This window comes from Desulfonatronum sp. SC1 (genome assembly GCF_003046795.1).
In the GTDB taxonomy this organism is placed as follows: Bacteria; Desulfobacterota; Desulfovibrionia; order Desulfovibrionales; family Desulfonatronaceae; genus Desulfonatronum.
In genome coordinates, this window is sequence record NZ_PZKN01000020.1 from 56106 (window position 1) to 75109 (window position 19004).

At 61.0% G+C, this 19004-nt stretch carries 17 protein-coding genes; 11 read left to right on the forward strand and 6 right to left on the reverse strand.

Features of this window, described 5'->3' with window-relative positions; translation table 11 throughout:
- Window positions 1-3: 3 nt before the first annotated feature.
- A complete protein-coding gene (locus C6366_RS11685) occupies window positions 4-1350 on the forward strand; it encodes a glutamine synthetase family protein (RefSeq protein ID WP_107738125.1) in 1347 nt (448 codons plus the stop codon).
- A 123-nt stretch (window positions 1351-1473) separates the two neighbouring features.
- Here C6366_RS11685 and C6366_RS11690 read toward each other — a convergent pair whose 3' ends face one another.
- Window positions 1474-1920 (reverse strand): hypothetical protein, encoded by a 447-nt coding sequence (locus C6366_RS11690; protein WP_146164840.1) that lies wholly within the window; start codon window positions 1918-1920, stop codon window positions 1474-1476.
- A 206-nt stretch (window positions 1921-2126) separates the two neighbouring features.
- Here C6366_RS11690 and C6366_RS11695 point away from each other — a divergent pair, with 206 nt between their 5' ends.
- Window positions 2127-4535 carry an LPS-assembly protein LptD gene (locus C6366_RS11695; protein ID WP_107738127.1) on the forward strand — a complete coding sequence of 803 codons (2409 nt, stop codon included), beginning with the start codon at window positions 2127-2129 and terminating at the stop codon, window positions 4533-4535.
- A gap of 69 nt (window positions 4536-4604) precedes the next feature.
- The gene (gene lptE / locus C6366_RS11700; protein WP_107738128.1) at window positions 4605-5102 is read left to right on the forward strand and encodes an LPS assembly lipoprotein LptE; all 498 of its coding nucleotides are present in this window, start codon (window positions 4605-4607) and stop codon (window positions 5100-5102) included.
- Between the two features lie 92 nt (window positions 5103-5194).
- Here lptE and lptA read toward each other — a convergent pair whose 3' ends face one another.
- The 4 genes from lptA to C6366_RS11720 all read right to left on the reverse strand — a co-directional run bounded on the left by lptA (window position 5195) and on the right by C6366_RS11720 (window position 9898).
- Complete coding sequence (gene lptA / locus C6366_RS11705) at window positions 5195-5716, reverse strand: lipopolysaccharide transport periplasmic protein LptA (protein ID WP_158269760.1); 522 nt, start codon at window positions 5714-5716, stop codon at window positions 5195-5197.
- A gap of 321 nt (window positions 5717-6037) precedes the next feature.
- Complete coding sequence (gene lpxB / locus C6366_RS11710; RefSeq protein ID WP_107738130.1) at window positions 6038-7189, reverse strand: lipid-A-disaccharide synthase; 1152 nt, start codon at window positions 7187-7189, stop codon at window positions 6038-6040.
- A 2-nt stretch (window positions 7190-7191) separates the two neighbouring features.
- Window positions 7192-8193, reverse strand: coding sequence for a Gfo/Idh/MocA family protein (locus C6366_RS11715; protein ID WP_107738131.1), 1002 nt, complete (start codon window positions 8191-8193; stop codon window positions 7192-7194).
- Window positions 8194-8230: 37 nt separating this feature from the next.
- Entirely contained in the window at window positions 8231-9898 is a 1668-nt protein-coding gene (locus C6366_RS11720) for a DegT/DnrJ/EryC1/StrS aminotransferase family protein (protein ID WP_306460429.1), read from the reverse strand.
- Between the two features lie 187 nt (window positions 9899-10085).
- Here C6366_RS11720 and C6366_RS11725 point away from each other — a divergent pair, with 187 nt between their 5' ends.
- Genes C6366_RS11725 through C6366_RS11735 form a run of 3 tightly spaced genes read left to right on the forward strand, consistent with a single transcriptional unit; the run spans window position 10086 to window position 13149 of the window.
- On the forward strand, window positions 10086-10382 hold the full coding sequence (locus tag C6366_RS11725) for a MoaD/ThiS family protein (RefSeq protein WP_233248479.1): 297 nt from the start codon (window positions 10086-10088) through the stop codon (window positions 10380-10382).
- A 4-nt stretch (window positions 10383-10386) separates the two neighbouring features.
- Complete coding sequence (locus tag C6366_RS11730; protein ID WP_146164841.1) at window positions 10387-11109, forward strand: ThiF family adenylyltransferase; 723 nt, start codon at window positions 10387-10389, stop codon at window positions 11107-11109.
- A 27-nt stretch (window positions 11110-11136) separates the two neighbouring features.
- The gene (locus C6366_RS11735; RefSeq protein WP_107738133.1) at window positions 11137-13149 is read left to right on the forward strand and encodes an alpha-1,4-glucan--maltose-1-phosphate maltosyltransferase; all 2013 of its coding nucleotides are present in this window, start codon (window positions 11137-11139) and stop codon (window positions 13147-13149) included.
- A gap of 344 nt (window positions 13150-13493) precedes the next feature.
- Here C6366_RS11735 and C6366_RS11740 read toward each other — a convergent pair whose 3' ends face one another.
- The gene (locus C6366_RS11740; protein WP_107738134.1) at window positions 13494-14606 is read right to left on the reverse strand and encodes a KamA family radical SAM protein; all 1113 of its coding nucleotides are present in this window, start codon (window positions 14604-14606) and stop codon (window positions 13494-13496) included.
- Between the two features lie 244 nt (window positions 14607-14850).
- Here C6366_RS11740 and cbiM point away from each other — a divergent pair, with 244 nt between their 5' ends.
- The 5 genes from cbiM (at window position 14851) to C6366_RS11765 (ending at window position 19002) form a co-directional block, all read left to right on the forward strand.
- Window positions 14851-15498 (forward strand): cobalt transporter CbiM, encoded by a 648-nt coding sequence (cbiM, locus tag C6366_RS11745; protein ID WP_107738135.1) that lies wholly within the window; start codon window positions 14851-14853, stop codon window positions 15496-15498.
- Complete coding sequence (gene cbiQ / locus C6366_RS11750; protein ID WP_107738136.1) at window positions 15495-16256, forward strand: cobalt ECF transporter T component CbiQ; 762 nt, start codon at window positions 15495-15497, stop codon at window positions 16254-16256. The genes cbiM and cbiQ overlap by 4 nt, the downstream gene beginning before the upstream one ends.
- 202 nt (window positions 16257-16458) lie before the next feature.
- Window positions 16459-17211, forward strand: a complete 753-nt coding sequence (locus C6366_RS11755; protein WP_107738150.1) for an energy-coupling factor ABC transporter ATP-binding protein — start codon at window positions 16459-16461, stop codon at window positions 17209-17211.
- A 63-nt stretch (window positions 17212-17274) separates the two neighbouring features.
- Window positions 17275-18237: a YafY family protein gene (locus C6366_RS11760; RefSeq protein ID WP_107738137.1), complete on the forward strand. Its 963-nt coding sequence runs from the start codon at window positions 17275-17277 to the stop codon at window positions 18235-18237.
- Window positions 18238-18459: 222 nt separating this feature from the next.
- Window positions 18460-19002 carry an ORF6N domain-containing protein gene (locus C6366_RS11765; protein WP_107738138.1) on the forward strand — a complete coding sequence of 181 codons (543 nt, stop codon included), beginning with the start codon at window positions 18460-18462 and terminating at the stop codon, window positions 19000-19002.
- Window positions 19003-19004 lie beyond the last annotated feature (2 nt).

The following is a 19004-nucleotide window of genomic DNA, read 5'->3' on the forward strand; positions in this document are numbered from 1 at the left end:
CGCATGACCGACTCACCCGTATTCAACTGCAAAAACGCCGACGACGTAATGAAGGCGGTACGCGACTACAATGTCAGCTTCGTTCAATTCTGGTTCGTGGACGTCATCGGAACGCTGAAGAGCTTTCAGATCACCATTAGTGAATTGGAAAACGCTTTTGAAGAAGGCATGGGCTTCGACGGATCCTCCATTCTCGGCTTCGCCCGGATCCACGAAAGCGACATGGTCGCCATTCCGGACCCGACTACCTTTCAGATGGTGCCCTGGCGGCCCATGGACCGCCCGGTAGCCCGGATGTTCTGCGACATCAAGAACCCCGACGGAACACCCTACGTCGCGGACAGCCGATACGTTCTCAAGCGCATCCTAAGCAAGGCCGCGGAAAAGGGCTACACGTTCTATGTCGGCCCGGAACTGGAATTCTTCCTGTTCGACTCCGCCCACGAACCGATCATCATCGACCAGGGCGGATACTTCGACGCCCCACCTCTGGATCTGGGCAATGACGTCCGCCGGGACATCATCTTCGCCCTGAACCGCATGGGCATCACCGTGGAGTACAGCCATCACGAGGTGGCCCCCAGCCAGCATGAAATCGACCTGCGCTACGCCGAGGCCCTGCACATGGCCGACATCGCCGTGACCTACAAGGTCGTGTGCAAAGAGATCGCCCGCAAGCACGGCTGCTACTGCTCCTTCATGCCCAAACCCATCTTCGGCCAGAACGGCAGCGGGATGCACACCCACCAGTCCCTGTTCAAGAACGGCAAAAACATTTTCCACGATGCCAACGACAAGTTTTTTCTGAGCGCTGAGTGCAAGAGCTACATCGCCGGCCTGCTCAAGCACGCCCCGGAATTCTGCGCCGTGACCAACCAATGGGTGAATTCCTACAAGCGGCTGGTTCCCGGCTACGAAGCCCCGGTCTACCTGGCTTGGGCCCGTCGCAATCGCTCTTCCCTGGTCCGGGTGCCGCTGTACAAACCCGGCAAGGAAGTGGCCACCCGAGTAGAGCTGCGCTCCCCGGACCCGGCCTGCAACCCTTATCTGGCCTTCGCCGTGATGCTCGCCGCCGGGCTCAAGGGTATGGAAGAGAACTACAAGCTGCCCGACCCCGTGGAAGAAGACATCTTTGAAATGTCCGCCAAAGAACGCTCCCAGCACCACATCGACTCCCTGCCGGGCAGCCTCGGCGAGGCCGTGGCCGTCCTGGAGCAAAGCTCTCTACTCAAGGAAGCCCTGGGCGAACATATCTTTTCCAAGTTCATCGAGAACAAGAAGAAGGAGTGGGACGACTACCGTATTCAGGTGTCCCAGTACGAGATCGACAGGTACCTGCCTTTGCTGTAGCGGGTCGTCCCGCCGTATACCGCTGGCCAAACCGTTCCAGCGCAAAACGGGAACGCCCCGGTGCCTTATGAAGGTGCCGGGGCGTTCCTGTTTTGTCACGACCGGTCAAGAAACCGGAATCAATCAGCGCGAGAACTCCACCTGGGAAGTGACCGAGCCCAATCCGCGATGAACATTCAGCCCGACCAACCGCCAGCGGTACGAGGCCTCGGGATCCCATTCGCAAAGCAGAATCCGAATCACCCCGTTCTGCCGCTTGAACTCGCTGGATCCGTCGCCCAGGCGGACCCTTTCGGTCACCACAAAGGGGCAGTCGGGACAGTCCTCGGAGGTGTCCAGGCGCATCCACTCCAGATAGACGAAGCCGAGCTTGTTGGCAGCCCCATGCACCAGAGCCCTGGCATCCAGACACGCTCCCTGACGCTGGTGCTGGACTTGCCCCCAGGAAAAGCGATCCTCGTCCAATCGCGGCTCGGGCCAGCCTTTTTTGCCGCATCCCGCGCCGACAAGCAGCAGACTCACCGCCACGAAACAGATCATGTACCATCGTCCGAACTTCAATATGTTCACCTTCATCCTCCCCGGCTTCAAAATGTCGACGAGCCTTGCGGCCAAAGCCACGCGCGACCGCGCTGAAAACAACCCCCAAGGTCAATGTCCGCATCATTAATCCATGTCCCACCTGGAAACAAGACTTTCTTTACTCAAATCCTGAAACGGATTAAGGGAATGCAGCTTTGTCATCATACTGCTTTCGCCAAGGAGTCCTTTTCCCCATGACGAACTCTTTCCCCACCCCTCGCCGACCCGTCGCGCGCCCCCGAACCGTGGTCCTCAGCTTGGCTCTGACCCTGCTCGGCCTCCTGCTTGCATGGCCGCACGCCGGAAACGCCCAGTCCATGTTCCAACAGGATTTGTCCACGAGCCCCGAACTTCCCTGGACCCTGGAGGCCGACCGAGTCGAGTCCCTGCAAGCTGAACAGATTTTTGAAGCTCACGGCAACGTACTGATCCGGCAGGGCCCGAACCTGATCCAGGCGGATACGGCGCGTTACTTTCGGGAGACCGGCTTCGCTCTTCTCAACGGCAACGTCCGGATTGAATGGGACGGAGACATTCTCGTAGGCGACCGGGCGGACTTCGATCTCCTGAACAACGTCGGCTGGGTGACCGACGGGGAGATGTTCATGGCCCAGGATCACGTCTACATCCGAGGCGATCTTCTGGAAAAGCGTTGTGAACGAACCTACGCCTTCAAGGGAGCGCACCTCACCACCTGCGACGGTCCCGTTCCGGCGTGGTCCATCAAAAGCAGCGAGGGCGAAGTCACCACCGGCGGCTACGCCCAGATGTGGCACCCCCGCTTTCAAGTCAAGAACACACCCGTTCTCTACTCCCCGTACATGATTTTCCCGGTCAAGACCGAACGCCAAAGCGGTTTCCTGATTCCCGAGCCGTCTTTTAGCTCCCGCTTGGGAGCCGGCCTCAGCCTACCCTACTACTGGGCCATCGATGAGGAACAGGATGCTACGTTTTACGCCAACATGATGAGCAAACGCGGCGTGATGACCGGCATGGAATACCGACACTTCACCAATCTGGATTCCAAGGGCGTCTGGCAGGCCGACTGGCTGCACGACTCCAAAACAGCCCCCACCGAGGCAGACGAGGACCCCCAGTTCCGCGGCGATGGTCTGACCCGGGACAACAAGCACCGTTACTGGATTCGTGGAAAATACGACGGCTACCTCGGCGATCCGCTGTGGCGGACCAAGCTGGACCTGGACATGGTCTCGGATCAGAACTACCTGCGCGAGTTCAAGCACGGACATTCCGGATACACCCGGGTCCATGACACCATGCTCCGCGACTTCGGCCGCGGAATGAACAACATCGACTCCCTGTACCGGAGCAACGCCGTGGAACTCAGCCGCAACTGGAGCCAGGTCGGGTTCCGCGGGGCAATGTACTACACCCAGGCCCTCCAGTACTGGACGGATAACAACCCCAGCAATGAAAACCCCACCCTGCAACGCCTCCCGGAGCTGAACCTGGATCTCTACAAAACCAGTATCGGGGAGACTCCGTTTGAACTGGAGACCAAAACCCAGGCTGTCTATTTCTGGCGGGAAATGGGCACTACCGGCGCCAGAGCCGAAATTTTCCCCCGTCTCAGTCTACCCTGGAACACCGGCTTCGGCACCCTGACCCCCAGCACCGGTTGGCGGCAAACCCTGTACGCCATCGACAAGCACCAGCAAGTCCGGGGAATTCCGGACACCGTGGACGAATCCAAAGACTTTAACGAACGCGGGATTCCGGATTTTCGCGTGGACGCCTTCACATCCCTGTTCAATATTTATGATTTCAATAAGCAGGACTTGGTCACGCCGACCCTGGACAATGTCGGCAATACGCACTGGACCAGGATGAAGCACACGATCCAACCCGAGTTGACCTACCTGTACGTTCCCCATGTGGACCAGGACAATAACCCGCTGTTCACCCGTGACGACCGGATCAACAAGTATAACCGCCTCTCCTACAGCCTGCACAACATCTTCAATCGGCGCATGGATCAGGTCGAAAGACGCCCGAGGACCGAGGAAACTTCTCTTACCGAGGACACGCTCCGGGTCAGGACCACCTATCGCAACTTCCTGCGGGTTCGTTTCGACCAGGCGTACGACTTCGAAGAAGCCAGCCGCGACGACAACCTGGACGACTACGAACGGCGCCCCTTTTCCGACATCCGGACGGACGTGGTCCTTTCTCCCGGGCAATACATCGATTTGATCAGTCGATCCTGGTATTCGCCCTACACGAATACCATCACCGAGCATGAGCACATGCTGCACGGGACGTATCCCGGCCTTGGGTCGGCGTATTTCGGATTTGACTTCCGCTCTGAAGTCACCGACGACATCTGGCGCCCAAACCAGCAAAAACGCGAGATTCTCCGCATCGGAGGCTTGATCCATCTTCCTCGGGGGTGGTCCGCGCGAGCCGATTGGAAGCGAGACCTCGTAGATAAGGAAGATATCGAAAAAATCTTCGGCATCGGCTTCACGCACCAATGTTATTACCTGGGATTTCTCTTCACCCAAACCCCGGATGAAGATCGCTACGAGCTGCAGATATCCCTTAAAGGCTTGGAGGACATGCTGGGCTTGGGCCTGAATTAGTCCTCGCAAACACCGACGCACCATCATTCAACCACAAGAACGCATCCGACAACGCAAAGGACGGCAAGCATGCAACGGTTTTTCCCATATCTGACATTCGGCCTCTTCCTCCTGCTGCTGGGTTGCGGCTATCACTTCAGCGCCAGCGCCCCGATCACGCTTCCCCGCGGGATCGTGAGCATCCATATCCAAGAAGTGGACAATCCAACCCTGGAAGCCTGGATCGATCCATACCTCCGCTCGCGATTCCGCGACGAATTCACGCGCCGCGCCCAGGTGGACTGGGTCGACGCCGAACATGCTGAAGCGCATGTCGTCCTGCGCATCATCTCCTACTCCACGGACACGGAACTCTCCGGAGCCCAGGATCAGACTCTCCGTGAACGCGCCACCATTATTCTGGAGACCGAATTTCGCAACGCGGTCGACGGCTCACGGATTTGGTCCTCCGGCCATATTTCCGAATATGAAACCTTTGAAGTCGGCACCAATGAAATCGCCGCCGGTGAACGGGCCATTGAAAACGCCATCCGCCGCACGGCAGACCTTCTGGGAGCGGATTATTGAAAAATCTTCTCGTCATTCATGAATAAAAAAGGCGGCTCCTTAAGGAGCCGCCTTTTTTATTCATGAATGACGACCAGCCAGATACATGCGGACTACGGCGTGGGCGGGGCCATGAAAATGGCCTGGACGCGTTGGCGCTCACCGCCTTCCACCACCCCGCGATTGTCCTCCAGATGATAGGTGATCACTTCCCCGCTGATGGAGCTTTCGCCGTCCTTCAGCACGGGGTTGCCTTCCATGACCACGACGCCGCGTTTAGTCCAATACGTGGCCTTTTCGCTGGTGCCTACCTGCTTGTCGCGCTCGATGCGCACGGAGCCTTCGGCCAGCAGCTTCTCGATGTCCTGGGAGCCGTCCGGGCCCATGGACATTTTCCCCTGCTCTCCGGAAGATTCCATGAACACCGTCAGCTTGTCGCTCCAAATTTGGAAGTCTTCGCGGTCCACATGAACATTACCCCGGAAAATGACGGTATTGTTCTCCTGAACATAATCCATCTGGTCGGAAAGTATCTTCACCGGAACTTGCCCCTGACCTTGGGCCTGAGCTTGGCCGAGCATGGTGAAACACGCCAAGGCCAGACCGACCGCCATGATTTTCACTGATCGTACCATCTCACTGTTCTCCTGCATTGAGGTTGAATTAACTGAGAAAAAAAACCTTTATCGACAGTCCGTTCACAAACCCCAAGTGCAAGAAGCAAGAGAAGTTCAAGGTCGAAGCGTATTTATTGATACGTAAGAGTTTGAACTTTTTGCAGCGACGCAGCAGTTGGGGTTTTGAACGGACTGTTAACGGGAACTGCTCACGCCTCGTCTGGAATCAACGAAGGCGCCGTGAACTAATAAGGTTACTCTGGAATCGTCGATGATGTAAAGCGCCAAGAAATGGCTCCGTAGCCGCCCTCTCTTCGATGACCTTTTAAAAACCGAAAATCAGCCCTCACCCGAAAGATCGCGCAGGATCATCGCGGCGGTGCGTTGGGCGGGGGCTTCCCGTGGCTCTTCGAAGGAGCCGGGAGAAGAGGTCAGGAGTGCGGGCAACCGGGCCAACTCATGGCGGATACGATCCATCCGTATTGGGTGAGCGAGCCATTCTCGAGCCTGGGCCGCGATGAGTTCGGGTCGGGCTTGGTTCTGGATGAACTCTGGAAGCACTGCTCGACGGAGCACGAGATTGGCCAAGCTGATGGCCGGCACTCTGACCAGCCGTACGCCGACCAGGAAGCTGAGCCGGGAGAAGCGATAAGCCACGATGGTCGGCACCTGGAGCAGGGCGCATTCCAGGGTCGCGGTTCCGGAGGTGGCCAGAATCAGGGCGCAGGAACGCATGGCCGCGTACCGATCCTTGGCTTCGATGAAGCGTAGGGGAAGCTGATCCGGGCAGTACTCGCGAAGCAGTTCCTCGCCGACGCTGGGCGCCTTGACCACGTAAAACTCGAGCTCCGAGTTCTCCGTGAGCAGTACCTGAGCCGCCTGGGCGAAAACCGGCATCATCCGCTGGATTTCCGACTTGCGGCTGCCCGGCAGGATGCCGATCCGGTTCGGCTTTGGGGCGACGGACGGAATTTCCGGGCGCGACAATTCACCGACCAGGGGATGGCCGACGAATTCCGCGTCCATCCCCCGCGTACGATAAAACTCCGGCTCAAAGGGCAGGATGCAGAACATCCTCCGGACGTGGCGCTTCAGGAACGCGACCCGGCCTTGACGCCAAGCCCAGACCTGAGGGCTGATGTAGTAGAAGACCGGTATCCCCAAGGAGGAAGCCATCCGGGCCACCCGGAAGTGAAAGTCCGGCGAATCCACCAGGACCACGGCGTCGGGTCGCCACGCGGCCAGCTCTTTGCGGATGGTCCGCCACATCCCGAACACCCGGGGCAGATAGGCGAACACTTCGGAGACGCCCATCACCGAAAGCCCCTCCATGCGCAGCCGCAGCTCGACCCGTTGTTCCTCCATGGCCGAACCGCCCATGCCGGAAAGTTGGATTCCGGGATGCAATTCGTGCAACGCGCCGGCCAGAAGCGCGGCGTGCAGATCGCCGGACGGTTCGCAGGCGCTGAGCCAAACCCGGGGCGCGACCATGTTCAGAATCCGATGGGCTGAAACGAGACAGGCGCGGTGGCGTTTTCCGTGATGCTTTTGCGGATCACCTCGGCCAGTTCCATGGACGCCACCGCCGCCTCCACCGTGGGCACGGCGGGCGGGACCGAGCAGTCCCGACCCCGGCAGTATCCGGCGAAAGCCAGCAACTGCCCCAGCAAGGCTTCCTCATGAGGCACGAACACGGCCTCGCGCACCGAGGCCAGGGATAAGTCCGCGTACCGCTGGGCCACGGTCTTGCGGTGCAGGACCAGCTCCTTCTGCAGCAGGTCCGCCTCCACGTACATTTCCGGACAGGTCACGGCGATCTGACGGATCCGTTTTTCGGTGATCTTACTGGCCATGACCCGGGAAATGGTCCCGTTGCTGTGGACCAGCACGGCATGGGCCAGGGCGGTCAACCCGTCCTGGGCGTGACCAAAGGCCTGAATTCGCTCCACCGGGCCGCGCAAGTGCAGGGCCAGATCCAGATCGTGAACCATCAAGTCCAACACCACGTCCACGTCCAGGTTGCGGTCCGGAACCTTGTCCGTGCGAGTCAGGTCCATGTTGACCACGTCCGTGGAGCGGCCGACGATCTTGACCAACTCCGTAACCACTGGGTTGAAGCGCTCGATGAAACCCACCTGGATGCGCAGGCCCTTGTCCCGAGCCAATCTGGCCGCGGCCCGGGTGGTCTCCAGGCTGTCCGTGAGCGGCTTTTCCACGAACATGTTGGTCACGAACCGACTGGCCAACTCGATGTACTCCAGGTGGGTGGAGGTCGGCGTGGCCAGGACCACGGCGTCCACCAAGGCCAAATCTTTTCCCAGGTCATCGGACGGTCGCGTGCCGTATTCCTCGGCCAGCTTGGCCTCTTTATCCCGGTTGCGGTCGTGAATAAAGACCACCTGCACCGGTTTCATGTAGGACAGCACCCGTAAATGGTTGCAGCCCATCTTGCCGACCCCGATCAGGCCGACCTTGAGTGGTTGGGAATCGTTCATGATGCTCTCATTTTCGTTATGTGCCCGAGGTGTTCACTTACCTCGGAGCGATATCGCACAGAACCCGGGCGATCCGCTTCTGGGTTCGGCTGGACAGATAGGGATGCATGGGCAGACTGAAAATACGACGCGACGTGGCCTCGCAGACCGGCAGGTCCCCCGTCGCGTAGCCCAACGGCTGAAAAACGCGTTGCAAATGCAGGGGAATGGGGTAGTAGATCACGCTGGGAATCCCGGCATCCGCCAGGGCTTGCCGACAAGCGTCCCGGTGGGCCTCGTCCCGGGCCAGCAGGGAATACTGGGCCCAGCCCGAGCCGAATCCCTCGGGAATGTACGGGGGAGTCAGGGCGCAGGTTTCCAGAAGCCGGGAATAGTTGGCGGCCAGGGCTTCGCGCCGCTCCAACTCCAGGGAAAAGACGTCCATCTTGGCCAGCAATACGGCGGCTTGGAGGCTGTCCAATCGGGCGTTGGTGCCTAGCCGGGCATGTTCGTAGCGCGACGTGCCCTGACCGTGGACCCGGATGGACCGCATCCGTTCGGCCAGTTCCGCGTCGTCCGTGAAGCAGGCACCGCCTTCACCGTACCCACCCAGAGGCTTGGCAGGGAAAAACGAGGTGCAGCCGATGTCGCCCAAGGCGCAGGCTCGTCGGCCACGCTCCATCCCGCCGAAGGACTGGGCCGCGTCCTCAATGACCCGCAAGCCGTGCTTGGCCGCGACCTCGCGAATACGGGCGTGGTCCGCGGGCAGACCGAACAGGTCCACGGTGATCACGGCCCGGGGCGTCAGCCCTTGGGCTGCATCGGGCAACGGGTGATCGCCCTTTCCGGAAACCAGGGCGGTCACGGCCGCGTCCAGCTTCTCCGGGTCCAGGTTGAAGGTCCGGGGATCGATGTCCACAAAAACCGGCGTGGCCCCCCGCAGGCTGATCACCTCGGCCGTGGCGATAAAGCTGAACGGCGTGGTGAAGACCGCGTCTCCGGGTCCGATGTCGTAGGCCATCAAGGACAGGGACAGGGCTTCGGTGCCGGAGGAGCAGGAGACCACGTGCCGCGTCCCGGTGTAGTCGGCCAGGCGCTGTTCCAGTTCCTCCACTTCCGGCCCGAGAATGTACTTGCAACTCTTCACGACCTGGAAGATGTTCGCCTCCAGAACCGGGTAGATGCTCATCTGCTGGGCCTTCAAATCCACGAAAGGCACGGGAGCCGCACCGTTTCCGGAAGATTCGGATTCCAGATCCTCGGCGACTAGGCGCACACAGGCTTCCGGGGTGAGCCGTCGGATCGGCGATTCTTCGGCCAGACGCGAGACAAGCATAAAGCTTCCAAGATATTCTTCAGCGGCGAGAAGGGTCAGGTCCAATAACGGGTCCCTGGTTTCCTGGTGTAAAACCTGCACCAACTGCACGCCCGGAGCGGGCAGCAGGCGGACGGTCTCCAGCAGGGCGGCCATCCCACCCGCCAACTCCGAAACGGACCCCTTCCCTTGCGTCGGAAAGACACCTTCAAGGGCGAGCTCTCGCCGCCTTCGGGTCAAGCGGTCGGACACCGTGTGCGGATGAACCCACAGCCCGAGTGTCTCGTCCCTGGCCATGGCGAGCAGGGAAGCCATGGCCGTTCGCTCCCGGTCATCGCCCGGGACGGAGTCCGACGCCGCGATCTCCAGCGCCAAGGCCAGAGCATCGCCGTCAAAAACAAACTGAAGCATGGTGATTGTACCTCTAAAATGGAATAGGGCGGGCAAAAGAGGCGAAATTTAGGTTGTTGCCCCACGGATGTCAAAAGGTTCCTTCACATGCCGCGTATCTCCCTCCCTCTCCACTTGCTGTTGACCATCCGCCTCGGCTTCTTTACATTTTTTATCGTGTTGCGGAGAAAATTATGAGAAAGAACCTGTGAAAGAAACAATTGCGCGGCCCCAAGCCCACTTCAACGGGGCATCGTTCATCATCAACCAAGGATATCCCATGCTGCTCGAAGTCAAATGCTACGCCACCCTGGCCAAGTTTCAGCCCAAAGAGAACGAGTTTCATCTCGGACCAAAGCCCATGCTCCGGGACCTGATCGTCTTTCTGGGCATCCCCGAGGGAGAGATCAAGATTTCCTTCGCCAACGGCGTGATCGTCGGGCCGGAATACGAACTGCAGGAGGGCGACCGGGTCGGTCTCTTTCCGGCGGTTGGAGGTGGCTGAGGCCATGCCCGCATCTCTTGACCAGCGCTATATCCGAAACTTCTCCACGCTTTCCGAGGCGGATCAACAGCGGTTGCACGCTACGCGGATCTGCCAGTTGGGTCTCGGCGGTCTGGGAGGAACTCTTTTGGAAATGCTGGCCCGGATGGGATTCAGCCGCAAGGGCCGGGGATGGATTCGGGCCGCGGACGGCGACGTATTCGAGGCCAGCAACCTCAACCGCCAGTTGTTCTGTCTGGAGTCGACCATCGGTTGGCCCAAGGCCGAGGCGGCGCTGGAGCGAATCCAGGCCGTGAACTCGGAAGTGGACCTCTCCACCCGGCAAGCCGTCGTCGCCCCCAAGGACATGCCCGGGTTCATCCAGGGCGCGGACATCGTTCTGGACGCCCTGGGGGACCTGCCCACCAAGCTGGCCCTGCGCAAGGCCGCGGCCGAGGCCGGCCTGCCCGTGATCAGCGCGGCGGTGGCCGGCTGGACCGGCTTCATCACCACCCAGCTTCCGGGAGATCCGGACCCGGGCATTTTCCAGGGCGTGCTGGGCCAAAGCGACCGAACCGAAGGCGCGGAAGTTCCCCTGGGCACCCTGGCCCCCTGCGTCTGGCTGATCGCCTCCCTGCAATGCCGGGAAGCCGTGGCACTGGCCTGTGGTCATCCGCCCCTCTTTCACGGCTGCCTGCATATCGTCGATCTGACCGACGTCTCGTGGGAGCGTATCACATTTCCTTGAACAATCAGACCAACTCCAGGAGTCGCCATGCATCCATCCAACGGACGTTGTCGCGTGATCATCGAGCAGGTCCGTCCGGAGATTGAAGACGGTCTCTTCGCCGCCAAACGGGTTGTCGGCGAAGAATTCGTGGTCCGGGCCGACATCTTCACCGACGGCCATGACCAGCTCCAGGCCCGCCTTCTATTCCGATCCCGCGGCTCGGATCAGGCGGATCAGTGGACCATCTCCTCCATGCGGCCCCTGCCCAACGACCTTTGGGAGGCACGGGTCGTCCCGGAGCGCACGGGAGAATACGAATATACCCTGGAAGCCTGGGTCGACCACTACGGCACCCTGCTCCACGGCATGCAAAGGAAACTGGACGCGGATCAGGACATTTCCGTGGACCTGCTCTCCGCCACGGCCCTATTACGGACCATCGCCGCTCGGGCCAAGGAAGCCGGACGCCCGGACCTGGAAGACCTTCTCCGCAAGGCAGCGGAAGCGCTGAACTCAGCCCCGACCCACCCGCAAGCCGCCCTGACCCAACTGGAGCACCCCGTCCTGCTCCAAGCCGTCCACGCCCTTCCGGACCAGAACCTGATCACCCGCTATCCTCGTGTTCTCAATCTGCACGTGGAACGGGAGCGAGCCCTGTACAGCACCTGGTACGAACTCTTCCCCCGCTCCTGCTCTCCGCAGCCGGGACGTCACGGAACCCTGCGCGACGTGATCCGGCTGCTGCCCGAGATTTCCCGGATGGGCTTCGACGTGCTCTATTTTCCGCCGATCCATCCCATCGGCCGGGCCAACCGCAAGGGCAAGAACAACGCGGTGGCGGCCAAGCCCGGCGAACCCGGCTCCCCCTGGGCCATCGGCGCCGAGGAGGGCGGGCACACGGCCCTGCACCCGGAACTGGGCTCCTGGGACGACTTCGCGGAACTCACGGCCCAGGCCCGGACCCACGGTCTGGAAATCGCCCTGGACCTGGCCTTTCAGTGCGCCCCGGACCATCCGTATGTCCGGGAGCATCCGGACTGGTTCCTGTGGCGGCCCGACGGCACGGTGCGGTACGCGGAGAACCCTCCCAAGAAGTACCAGGACGTGCTGCCCTTTCACTTCGAAACAACGGACTGGGAGGCCCTGTGGCGGCAACTGGCGGACGTGGTCCGGTTCTGGATCGCCAAGGGCGTCCTGATCTTCAGGGTGGACAACCCGCACACCAAGCCCTTCGCCTTCTGGCACTGGCTGATCACGACCATCCGCGCCGATCATCCCGACGTGATCTTCCTGGCCGAGGCTTTCACCCGGCCCACGATCATGGCCAGACTGGGCAAGCTGGGCTTTTCCCAGTCCTACACCTACTTCACCTGGCGCAACACCAAGGCCGAACTGACCGAATACATGACCGAACTGACTCGCACCGAGCTACGGGACTGTTTCCGCCCCAACTTCTGGCCCAACACCCCGGACATTCTTCCGGAATACCTCCAGTACGGCGGACGACCGGCCTTCATGATCCGCCTGATCCTGGCCGCGACCCTTTCCAGCAGCTACGGGATCTACGGCCCGGCCTTCGAGCTGTGCGTGGCCGAGGCCCTGCCCGGCAGGGAGGAGTACCTTGATTCGGAAAAATTCGAGTGCCGCCGCTGGAACTGGGACCAGCCCGGCAACCTCAAGGAACTGATCGCCCGGGTCAACCGGATCCGCCGCGACCACCCGGCCCTGCACCGCACGGACAATCTGCGCTTCGTCCCGGTGAACAACGAAAACATCATCTGCTACCTCAAATCCACGGACGACGGAGCGGACACCCTGCTCGTCGCGGTGGTCCTGGACCCGTTCCAACCCCAGACCGGCCAATTGGACCTCCCCCTGGAAGAGCTGGGCCTGACCGAAGGCCGTCCCTTCCTGCTCCAGGACGAACTCAGCGGCGAACGCTTCATCTGGCATAACCGGCGCCCCACCCTGGAACTCAACCCGCACACCCTCCCGGCCCGCATCCTGACCCTGAAACGCACCATGAAGCGCGAACACGACTTCGACTACTTCCTTTGATCCTCTCCTGCCTCACCTCCATGAAACAGCCGGGGCGCTTCGATGGATCATCGAAGCGCCCCGGCTTTTTGCATGCCTCTGTCCAACGGCTCGGCACATTCGCATTTCAAGCGTGAATGGGTCCGGGATGTCGCGATTTTTTGGGCATCGCCTGTTTGACTGAGCCAGGGATCGTTCATCGAACCATTGCCGAACGCCTGAAGCTCGAAACCTTGTTTATTCAGGCAATGGTTCGATGCTACGAGACCGGCGAAGGAGTTGCGAGGCCCAAAAAATCGCGACATCCCGGACCGCTGGTACGCAGGGGCACGGCGCGCCGCGCCCCTGCGCATTGCGGTCGAAAATTACGCGTCCCCCAAACTGACCACCTCCATGATCTCCTGATAATCGTCGAACCAGTAGGCTTCGGGGTTCTTTTTGCAGATGACCACTTCCGCGCTCTGCTCCGGAGTCGCGGCCCGGTGGTACCGAAAGACCATGTGGTCCGTGGTGGAGGCCAGGACTTCGATCTTGCCCGTGGCGTGGGACATGGTCAGCCTGGCCCGCTTGGCCAGTCCCGAGCACATGCTTTTGGCCCCCAGGAAGATGTTGTGCGCCTGTTCCACGGGCACGGCAAAGGGCAGGTTGCCCACCGTGGGCCGACACAGGAACACGTAGTAGGGCGGCACGCCGATGAAGGACAGCTTGTTGAACAGCTCGCCCAACACCTCGGGCGTGTCGTTCACCCCGCGCAGCATGGGGGTCTGGTTGCAGAGCACGGCTCCGGCCTTCAGCAGCATGTCGCAGGCGGCGATGCTTTGCTCGGTGATCTCCCGGGGATGATTGAAATGGAGCATGAAGTACATCCGCCGATCCGGCAGGCTGTACCGCTCCACGAGCCGGATCAGTTCCGGATCGTGGAGCACCCGATACGGATTGTAGGCCATCAGCTTGGTACCCACGCGGATGATCCGGACGTGGTCGATCCCGCGCAGTCCGGAGACGATCCGTTCCAGCCGCGCCGTGGGCAGCATCAGGCCGTCCCCGCCGGTAATCAGGACGTTGTTGATTTCCGGACGGCCGCGCACGTAGTCCAGGGCCGCGTCCACGTCCGTCAGGAATTCGCGCTGCTCCGGATGGATGAACAGCCGTTTGCGAAAACAGAACCGGCAGTATCCGCCGCAGGCGTCGCTGGCCAGAAACACCGCCGTGCTCTCGTACTTGTGCTGCACGCCCTGCATCACGGAGTACTTGCCCTCGTTGGACGGGTCCAGGTGCCCCCACTCCTCCATTTCCTCGACGCAGGGCACGATGACCTTGCGGATCGGGTCATCCGGGTCGGACCAGTCGATGAGGGAAAGATAATATTCGTTGGACAGGAAATCGAACCTGTCCATGACCGGACGCAGGCGTTCCCGTTCTTCCGGGGACAGTCCGGACAACTCGGCGATGTCGGTGACGTTCTTGGGCTGGGTCATATGCAGGCCTCCTGGGCTGGAAGGTGAAAATAAGCCTCCTGCTCGGTGCAGTCTGCGGCAACTATTCCTTGTTTAACCGATTCAAACGGAATGTCAAAACACTCGAAGCACGGCGAAGGACGGCACATTCGTATCATTTTTTTTAACAAGTAGCATATTCAGCGCCCTTGACACAAACATTTCAGAATTGGTAGGCACCTCTTTCATTGAGGTTTTGTTTCACGATCCCAAAAGGACCCCGCGTATGCACATCCCCGACGGAATCCTGCCCCTGCCCGTCACCCTCGGCGGTTACGCCGCGTCCATGACCATCTGCTGGCTGTGCATCCGGGCCATCAACAAACGCGAGGATCCCCGGGCCGACATTCCCAAGGCCGCCCTGCTCACGGCCGCGTTTTTCGTGGCCTCCCTGATCCATATCCCCATCCCCCCGGCCAGCGTCCATCTGGTGCTCAACGGGCTGCTGGGCGCGCTGCTGGGGGTGTTCGCCTTTCCGGCCATCCTGATCGGATTGTTTCTCCAGGCCGTGATGTTCGGGCACGGCGGGTTGACCACCCTGGGGGTCAACGGTGTGATCCTCGGCCTGCCGGCCCTGGCCGCGGCGGGCGTGTTTCATTGCCGCTCGCGCGGCGTCGCCGACCCGCCGTCTCCCAGACGGACCACCGTGTTCGGCTTTTTGGCGGGCTTTACGGGCATCGCGTTCTCCGTGCTGCTGTTCGCCCTGATCCTGCTCACCAGCCTCCCGGCCCATCTCAGCGCCGCGGCCGAACGCTCGGCCATTCTGGCCCTGGGCTTGGCCCACGTTCCCCTGGCCGTCCTGGAAGGCCTGCTCACCGGCCTCCTGGCCGGGTTTCTGCTGCGGGTCCACCCGGTGATTCTGGACGGCGTATGATCGCTCCCTCCATCTCCGTCTCGCCGGATTCCCCCTTCGTGCATCGCTGGGATCCCCGACTGAAGCTGATCGGCCTGCTCCTGCTGGCCTTCACCTTTTCCTTCGTCTCCAATCTCCGCGTCCTGCCGGTGATGATCGCCCTGACCCTGACCGTGGTCGCCATGTCCCGCTATCCCCTCGACCTCTTGCTCCGGCGGCTGCGCTACCCTTCGCTGGTCATTCTGGGCCTGATCATCGTGCTCCCACTCATCAGCGGATTCACCCCCCTCGTGGAATGGGGCGGCCTGACCGTCACCAGGGAAGGGCTCCAGGCCGCGTTGCTCGTGGCCACCCGCTTTTTCTGCATCGTCACCCTGGCGGCGGTCTTGCTGGGCACCACGCCCCTGCTGCGGACCGTCAAGGCCATGCAGGCCCTGGGATTGCCCTACGTCATGGCCGATATGGCCTTGCTGGTGGTCCGCTATCTGGAGGTGCTCTCCGCGGATCTGCGTCGGATGCGGATTGCCATGCGTCTGCGCGGCCATGTGGAGCAAAGACGGCCCTGGCGCAACCTGCGCACCTTGGCCTGGTTGACGGGCAGCCTGATCCTGCGCGGATATGAACGTTCCCAGGGCGTGTACAACGCCATGCGCCTGCGGGGGTACGGCCATGCTCCGGTCCGCCCGGGCGAATTCACGGCGACCCGGGTCGACCTCCTGGCCCTGGCCGCAGTCTGCGCCGCGGCCGGACTCCTGATCTGGCTTGAACTGACCCTCTAGTTTTCATCCGGAAACGGCCCTTTTTCCTTTTGGCTGCGTCAGTCGTACAATTATTTCGTCAACGTATTGATATACGCCTCCTTATAATTGCTTGACTTCCTTGCCAAAAGAAAAAATTGCTCGTTTCCGAAATGAAAACCGGCAGTTTCAGCATCCGGAAACAAATGAATTTCCGGATGGAAACCCTCTAATTCCGCTTCCCGTGTCCCAAACCACGCCCTTCGCCATCGCCCTGAACGACCTGTGCTTCTCCTATCCGGACAAGCCGCATGTGCTCGACCATCTCGATCTGCGCATCGCCCCCGGCGAACGCGTCGGCCTGATCGGTCCCAACGGCGCGGGCAAAACCACCCTGTTCCTGCTCATCAGCGGCATCCTCAAGCCCACCTCCGGCGAAATCCAGGTCCACGGCAAAAAGGTGGTCAGCGGCGGCTTCAACCCCGAGGTGACCCTGGTCTTCCAGAAATCCGACGATCAGCTTTTCTGTCCTTCCGTCTGGGAGGACGTGGCCTTCGGGCCGCGCAACATGGGTTTGTCCGAAGAACAGGTGACCGAGCGGGTCCAAACCGCCCTGTTCACCGTAGGCGCCCAGGACCTGGCCCAACGTCCGGTCCACCACCTATCCGAAGGCGAAAAGCGGATCGTGGCCATAGCCGGCGCCCTGGCCATGCATCCCAGGGTGATCATCTACGACGAACCCAGCGCCGGCCTGGACATCCGGGCCCGTCGCCGTCTGATCGGTCTGCTCAAGCAATCCGACCAGACCCTGCTCATAGCCTCCCACGACCTGGAACTGACCCTGGAAGTCTGCACCCGGGTCGTGCTCCTGGACCAGGGCCGGATCGTGGCCCACGGACCGGCCATAACCATCATGGCCGACGAAGACCTGATGACCGCCCACGGCCAGGAAAAACCCCACTCCCTGATCCCCCACGCCCTGCCCCACGACCACTGACCCGCGCCGGACCAAGGATCGCGGCGCGCCAAACCATCAACCCGCCTTTCACCGGAGGGATAAATGAACCGCGCCCAACGCATCTACGCCCTGCATCGGCTCTTTCACACCCACAACCTCCCCGTTTCCCGAGCCCGCATCCAGGATGAACTGGAGTGCTCCCAGGCCACGGTCAAACGGATCATCGCCGAGATGCGCGACCTGCTGGGAGCGCCCATCGTCTTTGACCGCGACGCCGGCGGATACGCTTACGACAATCGGGCCGGAACCTTCGAACTGCCCGGATTCTGGTTCAACGAATCCGAACTCTACGCCGTGCTCGCGGCCATCCAATTCCTGGAGTCCACCCAACCCGGCCTGCTCCAGCGGCCGTTGCAAGATCTCCTGAAGCGCCTGCGCCTGGCCGTGCAGGACATGGGGCTCAACGTGGACGACCTGATCCGCCGCGTCCTGCTCCACCCCATGCGCCCCCGTCCGGTCCATCCGCCGGTCTTCGAGGCCCTGGCCGCCGGTCTGCTGGGCTCCCGCAAGATCCGGCTGCTCTATCACGGACCGGACAAACAAGCCCCAAGCCCGAGAACCATCCACCCCTTCCGCCTGCTCCGCTACCGGGACGCCTGGTACCTGCTCGCCCACTGCGACCAGGCCGACGCCCGCCGCACCTTTGCCCTGGACCGAATCGTCGAAGCCCAAGTGCTGCCCGAACAGGCGAACATGCCCGACAACACGGCCCTGGACGCCCTGATGCACGACTCCTTCGGCATTTTCCTGCGCAAGCCCGAACATGCCGCGGTCCTGCGCTTCACCGGCCAGGCGGCCCGCTGGGTGGCAAGCGAGGTCTGGCACCCGGACCAGGTCGGCGCATGGCGCGACAAGGCCTATGAACTGCGCGTACCCTACGGGGACCAGCGCGAACTGATCATGGAAATCCTCAAGTACGGCCCGGACGTGGAAGTCCTGGCCCCGGAGGAACTGCGCCTTGCCGTGCGGGAACGGATCATGGCCGCGGCGAAACAATATTTTTGACTGGGTCAGGTTTTGAGCCTGGGCCGTGATAGATATGGATCACGTCCATGATCCGAGCGTCCGGCAATCACCACAGGCCGCCGAGACGATTTGATTTTTCCGGACCAATCAGGGAACAAGGCCATGTCGCTCCCAAACGAACGGGGGCGGACGGAAGGGCGTCACTCTCTTCGGAACGGTCGCTCCGGATCGCAACTTCAGATGACCTCAGGGAGGAAAAACATGACGGACCTTGTTCCCCTGGAATCCATCACCGGCAGGATTCTTTTGCTGCGTGGCGCGAAGGTTATGCTGGACCGGGACTTGGCGGAATTGTACGGGGTGGAGACGAAAGTTCTCAAGAGACAGGTACGCAGAAATCTTGAACGATTCCCGGAAGATTTCATGTTCGAATTGTCAACCGATGAGCTGGAAAATTGGAGGTGCCAATTTGGCACCTCCAATTCCGACAAGATGGGCCTTCGCTACCCGCCCATGGCCTTCACCGAACAGGGCGTGGCCATGCTTTCCTCGGTCCTGAACAGCAAACGGGCCATCCAAGTCAATATCCAGATCATGCGCGCCTTCACCAAGCTCCGCCAAATGCTGGCCACCCACGACGACCTGCGCCGAAAGATCGAAGACATGGAAGCCAAGTACGACGAACAATTCCGCGTCGTGTTCGAGGCGTTGCGGCAGTTGTTGGAAGGCGATGAGCCGGGGCGGAGGTTTGGATTTGTGGGAGGAGGTAGAAAGAGCTATGGAATCGAGCAACTGATACTGTAAGT

What these genes read in the sequence shown, in the direction of transcription:
- C6366_RS11685 (WP_107738125.1), top strand. Translation starts at nt 4, where the DNA reads ATGACCGACTCACCCGTATTCAACTGCAAAAACGCCGACGACGTAATG.
- C6366_RS11695 (WP_107738127.1), top strand. Translation starts at nt 2,127, where the DNA reads ATGACGAACTCTTTCCCCACCCCTCGCCGACCCGTCGCGCGCCCCCGA.
- lptE (WP_107738128.1), top strand. Translation starts at nt 4,605, where the DNA reads ATGCAACGGTTTTTCCCATATCTGACATTCGGCCTCTTCCTCCTGCTG.
- lptA (WP_158269760.1), bottom strand. Translation starts at nt 5,716, where the DNA reads ATGGTACGATCAGTGAAAATCATGGCGGTCGGTCTGGCCTTGGCGTGT.
- lpxB (WP_107738130.1), bottom strand. Translation starts at nt 7,189, where the DNA reads ATGGTCGCGCCCCGGGTTTGGCTCAGCGCCTGCGAACCGTCCGGCGAT.
- C6366_RS11715 (WP_107738131.1), bottom strand. Translation starts at nt 8,193, where the DNA reads ATGAACGATTCCCAACCACTCAAGGTCGGCCTGATCGGGGTCGGCAAG.
- C6366_RS11720 (WP_306460429.1), bottom strand. Translation starts at nt 9,898, where the DNA reads ATGCTTCAGTTTGTTTTTGACGGCGATGCTCTGGCCTTGGCGCTGGAG.
- C6366_RS11730 (WP_146164841.1), top strand. Translation starts at nt 10,387, where the DNA reads ATGCCCGCATCTCTTGACCAGCGCTATATCCGAAACTTCTCCACGCTT.
- C6366_RS11735 (WP_107738133.1), top strand. Translation starts at nt 11,137, where the DNA reads ATGCATCCATCCAACGGACGTTGTCGCGTGATCATCGAGCAGGTCCGT.
- C6366_RS11740 (WP_107738134.1), bottom strand. Translation starts at nt 14,606, where the DNA reads ATGACCCAGCCCAAGAACGTCACCGACATCGCCGAGTTGTCCGGACTG.
- cbiM (WP_107738135.1), top strand. Translation starts at nt 14,851, where the DNA reads ATGCACATCCCCGACGGAATCCTGCCCCTGCCCGTCACCCTCGGCGGT.
- cbiQ (WP_107738136.1), top strand. Translation starts at nt 15,495, where the DNA reads ATGATCGCTCCCTCCATCTCCGTCTCGCCGGATTCCCCCTTCGTGCAT.
- C6366_RS11760 (WP_107738137.1), top strand. Translation starts at nt 17,275, where the DNA reads ATGAACCGCGCCCAACGCATCTACGCCCTGCATCGGCTCTTTCACACC.
- C6366_RS11765 (WP_107738138.1), top strand. Translation starts at nt 18,460, where the DNA reads ATGACGGACCTTGTTCCCCTGGAATCCATCACCGGCAGGATTCTTTTG.